This window comes from Tepidimonas sediminis (assembly GCF_007556605.1).
GTDB classification, from domain to species: Bacteria; Pseudomonadota; Gammaproteobacteria; order Burkholderiales; family Burkholderiaceae_C; genus Tepidimonas; species Tepidimonas sediminis.
Window position 1 is genome coordinate 99,879 of the sequence record NZ_VJND01000010.1, and the last position, 9,471, is coordinate 109,349.

Genomic DNA, 9,471 nt, shown 5'->3' on the forward strand with positions numbered 1-9,471 from the left:
CCCCGGCTCAGCCCAACACGCGCCGGATCTCGGCGGCCAACCGCTCCGCGTCCAGCGGCTTGGCCACGTAGCCGTCGGCGCCGGCGTCCAGCAGGCGGCGCCGGTCCTCCGGCAGGTCGTAGGCGGTGACCATGATCACCGGCGTGCGCCGCTGCATGCCGGCGGCCTCGCGCGCGCGCAGCTCGCGCAGCGCCTCCACGCCGTCCATGCCCGGCATCGTCACGTCCATCAGCACCAGGTCGAACGTTTGCGCGCGCAGCGCCTCCAAGGCCTTGTGGCCGTCGCCCACCAGCACGCCGCTGTGCCCCATGTCGCGCAGGATGCGCGTGGCCAGCCGCAGGTTGAGCGGGTTGTCGTCGGCCACCAGCACGCGCAGCGGCCGCATCGCGGGGGTCGTCGTGGTCATGCCGCCCATCGTACCCGCAAACCGTGCTTCAATTCACCCCCTTGGATCGAGGATTCTGCCCGCATGGATGTCCGCCTGAGACCCTGGCTGCTCGCCGCCCCGCTGCTGGCCCCGCTGGCCGCCGGGCTGGCCGGCTGCGCCGGCGCCGAGCGCGCGCCGGCCTCCACCTTCCACCTGCTCGACGGTCGCACCCTGACGATGACCGAGCTGCAGGGCAAGGTGCTGCTGGTCAACTTCTGGGCCACCACGTGCGCCAGCTGCGTCAAGGAAATGCCGCTGCTGGTGCAGACGCACCAGCGCTTCGCCGCGCGCGGCTTCGAGACGCTGGCCGTGGCGATGAGCTACGACCCTCCGGAGTGGGTCGCCAACTTCGCGCGCACGCGCCAGCTGCCGTTCACGGTCGCGCTGGACCGCGACGGCGAGCTGGCGCGCGCCTGGGGCGAGGTCAAGCTGACCCCGACCACCTTCATCGTCGACCGGCAGGGCCGCATCGTCAAGCGCTACGTCGGCCCACCCGACTTCGACGCCCTGGCCGGCCTGCTGGACGAGTTGCTGGGTTGAGACCCGGCGTCGCCCTCACTCGCGGTAGGCGTCGTGACAGGCCTTGCAGGTGGCCGCCGCGTCGCCGAAGGTCTTCTTGATCGCATCGAGGTTGCCGGTGCGGGTGGCGGCCTGCAGCTCCGCCACCGCCTTGACCATCTTGTCGGCGCCGGCGCGCACCTTGTCCATCTCCATCCAGGCCTCCGGCTTGGTGCGGCTCTTGATCTTCTCGGTCTCGGGCGTGAAGCCGGCCCACGGCAGCGTCGACAGCGCCACGACGATGGCGGCGTTGTCCTGCGCCACCTTGGCGTCGAACGGCACGCGGCCCTGCACCATGGCACCGATGCGGCTGAAGTGCGCGCCCATCACGGTGAAGGCGGCCTGGCGGTACTTGACGGCGTCCTCGGGCTTCTGGAACGCGGACTGGGCGTGCGCACCGGCGGCGACCGCCAGCGCAGCCGCGGCGAGGGCAAGGGAACGAATCGACATCGGACAACCTCCTGTGAAGGTGGAGAACAAGGACGGCGGAACACGCGTACGGGTGGACGTACACCGGTACAGTGTATGCTGATCCGCGCGGCGGCGCTGCGGCTGCCCCCTCGGGAGAACGAGCGTGACGGACGTTGACGTGACAAGGGTGCGGGTGTGGGACCTGCCGACGCGGCTGTTCCACTGGCTGCTGGTGGCGGCGGTGGCGGGGCTGGTGATCACCGGCAACCTGGGCGGCAACTGGATGACGTGGCACCAGCGGCTGGGCTACGCGGTGCTGGCGCTGCTGCTGTTTCGCGTGCTGTGGGGCGTGGCCGGCGGGCACTGGTCGCGCTTCGCCAGCTTTCTGTACGGGCCCGGCACGCTGCTGGCCTACCTGCGCGGCCGCGCGCCGGCCGACGTCGAGGTCGGCCACTCGCCGCTGGGGGCGCTGTCGGTGTGGGCGCTGCTGCTGGCGCTGGGCGCGCAGGTGGCCACCGGCCTCATCAGCGACGACGAGATCGCCTTCACCGGACCGCTGGCACGCTACGTCGAGGCGGCCACCGCCTACGCCGCCACCGCCTGGCACAAGGGCCCGGGCAAGCTGATCCTGCTCGGCCTGGTGGGCCTGCACGTGCTGGCCATCGTCGTGTACCGGCTGCGCGGCAAGGCGCTGCTGCCGCCGATGATCCACGGCGACAAGATGCTGCCGGCGGGCACGCCGGCCAGCGCCGACGGCTGGCGCCAGCGCCTGCTGGCGGCGGCGCTGGCGGCGCTGAGCGCGGCGGTCACCTGGGCCTTCGTCAACGCGGCGGACTGGCTCGGCTGAACGGCCGGACACGCTGGCGGCGCCGCGCGGCGCGACGTATCATCCCGCCATGGATGAGCACGGGACGCAGCCCGCCGCACGCGACGACGGCGGCTCCGCCATCGAGCTGCAGTTGGTCACGCCCGCGGCCCCGGCTGCCGACACCGACGCCGTGCGGGCGCTGTTTCTCGAATACCAGGCCGACATCGGCATCGACCTGGCTTTCCAGGGTTTCGCCGAGGAGCTGGCGCGCCTGCCGGGCGTCTACGCGCCGCCGCTGGGGGCGCTGGTGCTGGCGCGCGTGGACGGCGAGCCGGCCGGCTGCTGCGCGCTGCGGCCGCTGTTCGACAGCGACCACGGCAACGCCTGCGAGATGAAGCGGCTGTTCGTGCGCCGGCCGTTCCGCGGGTTCGGGCTGGGGCGCCAGCTGGCCGAGCACGTCATCATGCTGGCGCAGCAGGCCGGCTACGACTGCATGCTGCTGGACACGCTGCGCGAGATGGAGACCGCGCGCGCGCTGTACCAGGAGCTCGGCTTCACGGAGATCGCCCCCTACTACCACAACCCGCTGCCGGGGGCGCACTACCTGAAGCTCGAGCTGTGATCAGCCGCCCTTGAGCTGGCGCGCCTGTGCCAGCAGGGTGTCGGCGTCGCTGACCTCGAACGCGCCGGGCGCCTCGACGTTGAGCGTGCGCACCACGCCGTCCTGCACGAGCATCGAGTAGCGGTTGCTGCGCAGGCCCAGGCCGCGCGCAGTCAGATCCAGCGTCAGGCCGGTGGCGCGCGCGAACTCGGCACTGCCGTCGGCCAGCATGCGGATCTTGCCGTTGGCCCCCTGGTCACGGCCCCAGGCGTGCATCACGAAGGCGTCGTTGACGGCCACGCACCAGACCTCGTCGACGCCGGCGGCACGCAGCTCGTCCAGCCGCTGCAGGTAACCGGGCAGATGCTTGGCCGAGCAGGTCGGCGTGTAGGCGCCCGGCACCGCAAACAGCGCGATCGTCTTGCCGGCGGCGGCCTCGCGCACCCGCACCGGGTTGGGGCCGATGCTGCAGCCGGGCGCCTCGGTCTCGCAGTACTCCATCAGGGTCACGTCGGGCAGCCTGTCGCCTACCTGGATCATCGCGGTCTCCTTGCCGTGGGGGGAAAACGAAAAAGGACGACCGCGATTGTCGGTCGTCCTCGATGTCCCGCCAAGCGGGCCGGGTTTGCGCGCGGCTCAGACCTCGGCGGCCTTCTGCACCAGGCGCGTGGCCACCCAGTTCTTGGTCTTGGACAGCGGCCGGCTTTCGGTGATCTCGACGATGTCACCCACCTTGTACTCGCCGTTTTCGTCGTGTGCGTGGTACTTGCTCGACTTGACGACGATCTTGTCGTACAGCGGGTGCTTCACGCGCCGCTCCACCAGCACCGTGATGGTCTTGGCGCGCTTGTCGCTGACCACCTTGCCGATCAGGGTACGCTTGATCTTGCCTTGCGTCATGGTGGTCCTCTCCTTACTGGCCGGCGGCGGCCTTCTCGGCCAGGATGGTCTTGGCGCGCGCGATGGCCCGGCGCGTCTGGCGCAGCGCGGCGGTGTTGGCCAGCTGCTGCGTGGCCTTCTGCATGCGCAGGTTGAAGTGCGCCTTTTGCAGCGACTTGATCTCGGCCTGCAGCGCGGCCACGTCCTTCTGGCGCAGTTCAGCGGCTTTCATCGGTCATCCTCCTCACTGGCCCAGCATGCGGGTGACGAACGTGGTGCGCAGCGGCAGCTTGGCCGCCGCCAGCGCGAAGGCCTCGCGCGCCAGCTGTTCGGGCACGCCGACGATCTCGTACAGCACCTTGCCCGGCTGGATCTCGGCCACGTAGTACTCCACGTTGCCCTTGCCGTTGCCCATGCGCACCTCGGCGGGCTTCTGGGTGATCGGCTTGTCCGGGAAGACGCGGATCCAGATGCGGCCGCCACGCTTGACGTGACGGCTGATGGCGCGGCGCGCGGCCTCGATCTGGCGCGCGGTCAGGCGGCCGCGGTCGGTGGCCTTCAGGCCGTAGTCGCCGAACACGACGGTGGTGCCACTGGTGGCCACCCCGGTGTTGCGGCCCTTGTGCTCCTTGCGGAACTTGCGACGAGCGGGTTGCAACATGATCAGACTCCTTGGCCGTCCGCAGCTGCAGGTGCGGGTGCGTCGGAACGAACGCGCTTAACGGCGGGTTGGGCGGTGGCCTCGGCCGGCTTGTCGGAGCCGTCGGCCGGTACAGCGTTGGTGCCACCGCGGCGGGCGCCCGGACGGCCGGTGCGCGCGCCGTCACGGCGCGGGCCGCGGCCGCGGCGCTCCTCGTCGGCCGGCCGCGGCGTGCTGTCCAGCGACGGCACGTCGTTGCGGCCCAGCGTGTCACCCTTGTAGACCCAGACCTTGACACCGATGGTGCCGTAGGTGGTCTTGGCCACCGAGGTGCCGTAGTCGATGTCGGCGCGCAGCGTGTGCAGCGGCACGCGCCCTTCGCGGTACCACTCGGTGCGCGCGATCTCGATGCCGTTCAGGCGGCCCGACGACATGATCTTGACGCCCTGCGCGCCCAGGCGCATGGCGTTCTGCATCGCGCGCTTCATCGCGCGGCGGAACATGATGCGCTTCTCGAGCTGCTGGGTGATCGAGTCGGCGATCAGCTGCGCGTCGACCTCGGGCTTGCGGATCTCCTCGATGTTGACCGCCACCGGCACGCCCAGCATCTGCGCCAGATCCTTCTTCAGGCGCTCGATGTCCTCGCCCTTCTTGCCGATCACCACGCCCGGACGCGCCGAGTAGATGGTGATGCGCGCGTTCTTGGCCGGGCGCTCGATGACGATGCGCGAGACGGCGGCGTTCTTCAGCTTGCTGCGCAGGTACTCACGCACCTTGATGTCGTCGGCCAGCATGCCGGCGAAGTCGCGGTTGTTGGCGTACCAGCGGCTGGCCCAGTTGCGGGTCACCGACAGGCGAAAGCCCGTAGGATGGATTTTCTGCCCCATGGTCTTCCTTTCCTTGTCAGTTGCCCACGGTCACGTAGATGTGGCAGGTCGGCTTGCTGATACGGTTGCCGCGACCCTTGGCGCGCGCGGTGAAGCGCTTCAGCGTCGTGCCCTGCTCGACGTGGATGGTCTTGACCTTCAGCTCGTCGATGTCGGCACCCTCGTTGTGCTCGGCGTTGGCGATGGCGGACAGCAGCGCCTTGCGGATGATGCCGGCGGCCTTCTTCGGCGTGAAGGCCAGGATGTTGAGCGCCTGGTCCACCTTCTTGCCGCGAATCAGGTCGGCCACCAGCCGGCCCTTCTGGGCGGACAGGCGCACGCCGCGAACGATACAGCGGGTTTCCATGAGTCTCTTTCCTTACTTCTTGGCCTTCTTGTCGCCGGGGTGGCCCTTGAAGGTGCGCGTCAGCGAGAACTCGCCCAGCTTGTGGCCCACCATCTGCTCGGTGATGTAGACCGGCACATGCTGGCGGCCGTTGTGCACGGCAATCGTCAGGCCGATGAACTCGGGCAGGATCGTGGAGCGCCGCGACCAGGTCTTGATGGGCTTCTTGTCCTTGCTGGCCTGGGCCTTCTCGACCTTGGCCATCAGGTGATGGTCGACGAACGGACCTTTCTTCAGTGAACGCGACATGGCTCAACCCTTTACTTCTTGCGGCGCGACACGATCATGCTCTGCGTGCGGCGGTTGCGGCGGGTGCGGTAGCCCTTGGTCAGGTTGCCCCACGGGTCGCGCGGCGGCTGACCGGTGCCGGTGCGGCCCTCGCCACCACCGTGCGGGTGGTCGATCGGGTTCATCGCCACGCCACGCACCGTCGGGCGGATGCCCATGTGGCGCTTGACGCCGGCCTTGCCGATCTGGCGCAGGCTGTGCTCGGGGTTGGAGACCTCGCCGATGGTGGCGCGGCAGTCCACGTGCACCTTGCGCACCTCGCCGGAACGCAGCCGCACCTGCGCGTAGACACCCTCGCGCGCCAGCAGCACCGCCGAGGTGCCGGCCGAGCGCGCCAGCTGCGCACCCTTGCCCGGCTTGAGCTCGATGCAGTGGATGGTCGAGCCCACCGGAATGTTGCGGATCGGCAGCGTGTTGCCGACGCGGATCGGCGACTCCGGACCGCTGACCACGGTCTGGCCGACCTCCAGCCCGCGCGGCGCGATGATGTAGCGGCGCTCGCCGTCGGCGTAGCACACCAGCGCGATGTGCGCGGTGCGGTTCGGGTCGTATTCCAGCCGCTCCACCTTGGCCGGGATGTTGTCCTTGTCGCGGCGGAAGTCGATGATGCGGTAGTGGTGCTTGGCGCCGCCACCCTTGTGGCGCACCGTGATGTGGCCGTCGTTGTTGCGGCCCGAATGCTTCTTCAGCGGCTCCAGCAGGGGCGCGTAGCCGGGGCCCTTGTGGAGGTTTTCGCGCGTGACCTTCACCATGCCGCGACGGCCCGGCGAGGTCGGCTTCATCTTGATGACTGCCATGATGATCAGGCCCCCTCAGCGCCGAACTGGATTTCCTGGCCCTCGGCCAGCGTCACGTAGGCCTTGCGCACGTGGTCGCGGCGACCGACCGTCTTGCCGAAGCGCTTGACCTTGCCCTTCTGGTTCAGGACGTTGACGTCCTTGACCTTGACGTTGAACAGCAACTCCACCGCCGCCTTGATCTCGGGCTTCTCGGCGTCGCGCAGCACTTTGAACAGGTAGGTGTTGGTCGCCTCACCCACGCGGGTGGCCTTCTCCGAGATGATCGGCGCCACCAGCACCTGCATCAGGCGACCTTCGTCGAACTTACGCTGGCTCATGCGAACATCTCCTTGATCTTGTCCAGCGCACCCTTGGTGACCAGCACCTTCTTGAAGTGCACCAGCGACACCGGATCGGCGTGGCGCGGCTCGACCACCAGCACGTTGGGCAGGTTGCGCGACGCCAGGTACAGGTTCTCGTCGATCTCGTCGGCGATGATCAACGCCGAGTTCAGGTTCATGGCCTTGAGCTTGCTGGCCAGCAGCTTGGTCTTGGGCGCCTCGACCTTGATCGAGTCGACCACCGACAGCCGGCCCTCACGCACCAGCTGCGAGAAGATGGAGGCCATGCCGGCACGGTACATCTTCTTGTTGAGCTTCTGCGTGAAGTTCTCGTCGGGGCTGCTCGGGAAGATCTTGCCGCCGCCGCGCCACAGCGGCGAGGAGTTCATGCCGGCGCGGGCGTTGCCGGTGCCCTTCTGGCGGAACGGCTTCTTGGTGGTGTGCTTGACGGCGCCGCGGTCCTTCTGCGCGCGCGTGCCCTGGCGGGCGTTGGCCTGGTAGGCCACCACCAGCTGATGCACCAGCGCCTCGTTGAATTCGCGACCGAAGACGGTCTCGGGCACCTCGACGGTGGCGGTGGCCTGACCCTGGTCGTTGAGGAGTTCGACTTGCATGCGCATCGCTCCTTACTTGGCGGCCTTGACGGCCGGACGGACGGTCACGAAGCCACCCTTGGCACCGGGCACGGCGCCCTTGATGAGCAGCAGCTGGCGTTCGGCGTCGACGCGGACGACGTCGAGGTTCTGCACGGTGACGGTCTCGTCACCCATGTGACCGGTCATGCGCTTGCCGGGGAAGACGCGCCCCGGGTCCTGCGCCATCGAGATCGAACCCGGCACGTTGTGCGAGCGGCTGTTGCCGTGCGAGGCGCGCTGCGAGCCGAAGTTGTGGCGCTTGATGGTGCCGGCGAAGCCCTTGCCGATGCTGGTGCCCTGCACGTCGACCTTCTGGCCGGGCTGGAACAGCTCGGCCACCGGGATCACCGCGCCGGGGGGATACTTGGCCGCCACCTCGGGCGTGACGCGGAATTCGCGCAGGATCTCGCCGGCCTCGACGCCGGCCTTGGCGTAATGGCCCGCCATCGGCTTGGTCACGCGCGAGGCGCGCCGCTTGCCGTAGGCCACCTGCAGGGCATCGTAGCCGTCGGTGGCCTGGGCCTTGACCTGGACCACGCGGTTGTTGGAGACGTCCACCACCGTAACGGGCACCATGTCGCCCTCCTCGGTGAACAGGCGCATCATGCCCACCTTGCGGCCCAACAACCCCAGGGAGTTGCTCAGACTCATCGTTTTCTCCGAATCCCGACTGCAATTGGCCGGGTCTGATGGGGCACCCCGCGCGGCACGCCGCGCAAGCCACCCGGTTGCCAAAAAGCCTTCGCCCCAAAAGAGCGAAGCCCTCAAGTGTACCTTGAGGGCTTCATGACGTCAAGGGGTCAGGCCGCTTACTGCAGCTTGATCTCGACGTCCACGCCGGCCGGCAGATCCAGCTTCATCAGCGCGTCCACCGTCTTGTCGGTGGGATCGACGATGTCCATCAGGCGCTGGTGCGTGCGGATCTCGAACTGGTCGCGGCTGGTCTTGTTGACGTGCGGCGAGCGCAGGATGTCGAAGCGCTTCATGCGCGTCGGCAGCGGCACGGGGCCGCGCACGATGGCGCCGGTGCGCTTGGCGGTGTCGACGATCTGCGCCGCCGAGGCGTCGATCAGCTTGTAATCGAACGCCTTGAGGCGGATCCGGATCTTCTGCTTGGTCATGGTGCGTGCTCCGGCCTCACTCGATGATCTTGGACACCACGCCGGCGCCCACGGTGCGGCCGCCTTCGCGGATGGCAAAGCGCAGGCCTTCCTCCATCGCGATCGGCGCGATCAGCTTGACCGTGATCGTGACGTTGTCGCCCGGCATCACCATCTCCTTGTCCTTGGGCAGCTCGATCGCCCCGGTCACGTCGGTGGTGCGGAAGTAGAACTGCGGCCGGTAGTTGTTGAAGAACGGCGTGTGGCGACCGCCCTCTTCCTTGGACAGCACGTACACCTCGCCCGTGAAGTGCGTGTGCGGCGTGATCGTGCCCGGCTTGGCCAGCACCTGGCCGCGCTCGACTTCCTCGCGCTTGGTGCCGCGCAGCAGAATGCCGACGTTGTCGCCCGCCTGACCCTGGTCCAGCAGCTTGCGAAACATCTCCACGCCCGTGCAGGTGGTCTTCTGCGTCGGCCGCAGACCCACGATCTCCACTTCGTCGCCCACCTTGATGACGCCGCGCTCGATGCGCCCGGTCACCACCGTGCCACGCCCCGAGATCGAGAAGACGTCTTCCACCGGCATCAGGAAGGTGCCGTCGATCGCACGCTCCGGCGTCGGAATGTAGGTGTCCAGCGCTTCCGCAAGCTTCATGATGGCCTGCTCGCCCAGCTCACCCTTGTCGCCTTCCAGGGCCTTCAGCGCCGAGCCCTTGATGATGGGAATGTCGT

Annotated in this window: 18 protein-coding genes; 3 read left to right on the top strand and 15 right to left on the bottom strand. The window is 68.5% G+C overall.

Annotated elements, in window-relative coordinates:
- Positions 1-7: 7 nt before the first annotated feature.
- Entirely contained in the window at positions 8-406 is a 399-nt protein-coding gene (locus Tsedi_RS08910; RefSeq protein ID WP_185970622.1) for a response regulator, read from the bottom strand.
- Between the two features lie 63 nt (positions 407-469).
- On the opposite strand from Tsedi_RS08910, the gene Tsedi_RS08915 reads away from it, so the two are divergent.
- The gene (locus Tsedi_RS08915; RefSeq protein WP_143895777.1) at positions 470-967 is read left to right on the top strand and encodes a TlpA disulfide reductase family protein; all 498 of its coding nucleotides are present in this window, start codon (positions 470-472) and stop codon (positions 965-967) included.
- Between the two features lie 15 nt (positions 968-982).
- On the opposite strand, the gene Tsedi_RS08920 is transcribed toward Tsedi_RS08915, so the two are convergent.
- Positions 983-1,435 carry a c-type cytochrome gene (locus tag Tsedi_RS08920; protein ID WP_143895779.1) on the bottom strand — a complete coding sequence of 151 codons (453 nt, stop codon included), beginning with the start codon at positions 1,433-1,435 and terminating at the stop codon, positions 983-985.
- 124 nt (positions 1,436-1,559) lie between these two features.
- Between Tsedi_RS08920 and Tsedi_RS08925 the strand changes: the two genes are divergently transcribed.
- Positions 1,560-2,243 carry a cytochrome b/b6 domain-containing protein gene (locus Tsedi_RS08925; RefSeq protein ID WP_246099240.1) on the top strand — a complete coding sequence of 228 codons (684 nt, stop codon included), beginning with the start codon at positions 1,560-1,562 and terminating at the stop codon, positions 2,241-2,243.
- Positions 2,244-2,292: 49 nt separating this feature from the next.
- On the top strand, positions 2,293-2,826 hold the full coding sequence (locus Tsedi_RS08930) for a GNAT family N-acetyltransferase (protein ID WP_143895781.1): 534 nt from the start codon (positions 2,293-2,295) through the stop codon (positions 2,824-2,826).
- On the opposite strand, the gene Tsedi_RS08935 is transcribed toward Tsedi_RS08930, so the two are convergent.
- The 13 genes from Tsedi_RS08935 to Tsedi_RS08995 all read right to left on the bottom strand — a co-directional run.
- Positions 2,827-3,345 carry a peroxiredoxin gene (locus Tsedi_RS08935; protein WP_143895783.1) on the bottom strand — a complete coding sequence of 173 codons (519 nt, stop codon included), beginning with the start codon at positions 3,343-3,345 and terminating at the stop codon, positions 2,827-2,829.
- Positions 3,346-3,441: 96 nt separating this feature from the next.
- Positions 3,442-3,705: a 30S ribosomal protein S17 gene (rpsQ, locus tag Tsedi_RS08940; RefSeq protein WP_143895785.1), complete on the bottom strand. Its 264-nt coding sequence runs from the start codon at positions 3,703-3,705 to the stop codon at positions 3,442-3,444.
- 13 nt (positions 3,706-3,718) lie between these two features.
- Positions 3,719-3,916, bottom strand: a complete 198-nt coding sequence (gene rpmC / locus Tsedi_RS08945) for a 50S ribosomal protein L29 (RefSeq protein WP_143895787.1) — start codon at positions 3,914-3,916, stop codon at positions 3,719-3,721.
- Between the two features lie 12 nt (positions 3,917-3,928).
- On the bottom strand, positions 3,929-4,345 hold the full coding sequence (gene rplP, locus Tsedi_RS08950; protein WP_132963697.1) for a 50S ribosomal protein L16: 417 nt from the start codon (positions 4,343-4,345) through the stop codon (positions 3,929-3,931).
- A 2-nt stretch (positions 4,346-4,347) separates the two neighbouring features.
- Positions 4,348-5,211 (bottom strand): 30S ribosomal protein S3, encoded by an 864-nt coding sequence (rpsC, locus tag Tsedi_RS08955; protein WP_143895788.1) that lies wholly within the window; start codon positions 5,209-5,211, stop codon positions 4,348-4,350.
- Between the two features lie 16 nt (positions 5,212-5,227).
- Positions 5,228-5,557 carry a 50S ribosomal protein L22 gene (rplV, locus tag Tsedi_RS08960; protein ID WP_143895790.1) on the bottom strand — a complete coding sequence of 110 codons (330 nt, stop codon included), beginning with the start codon at positions 5,555-5,557 and terminating at the stop codon, positions 5,228-5,230.
- Between the two features lie 12 nt (positions 5,558-5,569).
- A complete protein-coding gene (gene rpsS, locus Tsedi_RS08965; protein ID WP_132963694.1) occupies positions 5,570-5,845 on the bottom strand; it encodes a 30S ribosomal protein S19 in 276 nt (91 codons plus the stop codon).
- An 11-nt stretch (positions 5,846-5,856) separates the two neighbouring features.
- Positions 5,857-6,681, bottom strand: a complete 825-nt coding sequence (gene rplB, locus Tsedi_RS08970; RefSeq protein ID WP_143895792.1) for a 50S ribosomal protein L2 — start codon at positions 6,679-6,681, stop codon at positions 5,857-5,859.
- Positions 6,682-6,686: 5 nt separating this feature from the next.
- Positions 6,687-7,001: a 50S ribosomal protein L23 gene (gene rplW, locus Tsedi_RS08975; protein ID WP_143895794.1), complete on the bottom strand. Its 315-nt coding sequence runs from the start codon at positions 6,999-7,001 to the stop codon at positions 6,687-6,689.
- On the bottom strand, positions 6,998-7,618 hold the full coding sequence (gene rplD / locus Tsedi_RS08980; protein WP_143895796.1) for a 50S ribosomal protein L4: 621 nt from the start codon (positions 7,616-7,618) through the stop codon (positions 6,998-7,000). Before rplD ends, rplW begins: the two co-directional genes overlap by 4 nt.
- Before the next feature lie 12 nt (positions 7,619-7,630).
- Positions 7,631-8,290: a 50S ribosomal protein L3 gene (gene rplC / locus Tsedi_RS08985; protein WP_143895798.1), complete on the bottom strand. Its 660-nt coding sequence runs from the start codon at positions 8,288-8,290 to the stop codon at positions 7,631-7,633.
- A 158-nt stretch (positions 8,291-8,448) separates the two neighbouring features.
- Positions 8,449-8,760, bottom strand: coding sequence for a 30S ribosomal protein S10 (rpsJ, locus tag Tsedi_RS08990; RefSeq protein ID WP_132963689.1), 312 nt, complete (start codon positions 8,758-8,760; stop codon positions 8,449-8,451).
- A 16-nt stretch (positions 8,761-8,776) separates the two neighbouring features.
- Positions 8,777-9,471, bottom strand: a 695-nt coding sequence (locus tag Tsedi_RS08995; protein ID WP_246099241.1) for an EF-Tu C-terminal domain-related protein, incomplete at its 5' end; no start/stop codon positions are given.

Excerpts from the sequence above, each read along its gene's own strand:
- rpsJ (WP_132963689.1), bottom strand. The coding sequence starts at position 8,760 with ATGACCAAGCAGAAGATCCGGATCCGCCTCAAGGCGTTCGATTACAAG.
- Tsedi_RS08935 (WP_143895783.1), bottom strand. The coding sequence starts at position 3,345 with ATGATCCAGGTAGGCGACAGGCTGCCCGACGTGACCCTGATGGAGTAC.
- rplV (WP_143895790.1), bottom strand. The coding sequence starts at position 5,557 with ATGGAAACCCGCTGTATCGTTCGCGGCGTGCGCCTGTCCGCCCAGAAG.
- rplW (WP_143895794.1), bottom strand. The coding sequence starts at position 7,001 with ATGAGCCAGCGTAAGTTCGACGAAGGTCGCCTGATGCAGGTGCTGGTG.
- rplP (WP_132963697.1), bottom strand. The coding sequence starts at position 4,345 with ATGTTGCAACCCGCTCGTCGCAAGTTCCGCAAGGAGCACAAGGGCCGC.
- rpsC (WP_143895788.1), bottom strand. The coding sequence starts at position 5,211 with ATGGGGCAGAAAATCCATCCTACGGGCTTTCGCCTGTCGGTGACCCGC.
- Tsedi_RS08915 (WP_143895777.1), top strand. The coding sequence starts at position 470 with ATGGATGTCCGCCTGAGACCCTGGCTGCTCGCCGCCCCGCTGCTGGCC.
- rpsS (WP_132963694.1), bottom strand. The coding sequence starts at position 5,845 with ATGTCGCGTTCACTGAAGAAAGGTCCGTTCGTCGACCATCACCTGATG.
- rpmC (WP_143895787.1), bottom strand. The coding sequence starts at position 3,916 with ATGAAAGCCGCTGAACTGCGCCAGAAGGACGTGGCCGCGCTGCAGGCC.
- Tsedi_RS08910 (WP_185970622.1), bottom strand. The coding sequence starts at position 406 with ATGACCACGACGACCCCCGCGATGCGGCCGCTGCGCGTGCTGGTGGCC.
- rpsQ (WP_143895785.1), bottom strand. The coding sequence starts at position 3,705 with ATGACGCAAGGCAAGATCAAGCGTACCCTGATCGGCAAGGTGGTCAGC.
- rplB (WP_143895792.1), bottom strand. The coding sequence starts at position 6,681 with ATGGCAGTCATCAAGATGAAGCCGACCTCGCCGGGCCGTCGCGGCATG.
- rplD (WP_143895796.1), bottom strand. The coding sequence starts at position 7,618 with ATGCAAGTCGAACTCCTCAACGACCAGGGTCAGGCCACCGCCACCGTC.
- Tsedi_RS08920 (WP_143895779.1), bottom strand. The coding sequence starts at position 1,435 with ATGTCGATTCGTTCCCTTGCCCTCGCCGCGGCTGCGCTGGCGGTCGCC.
- Tsedi_RS08930 (WP_143895781.1), top strand. The coding sequence starts at position 2,293 with ATGGATGAGCACGGGACGCAGCCCGCCGCACGCGACGACGGCGGCTCC.
- rplC (WP_143895798.1), bottom strand. The coding sequence starts at position 8,290 with ATGAGTCTGAGCAACTCCCTGGGGTTGTTGGGCCGCAAGGTGGGCATG.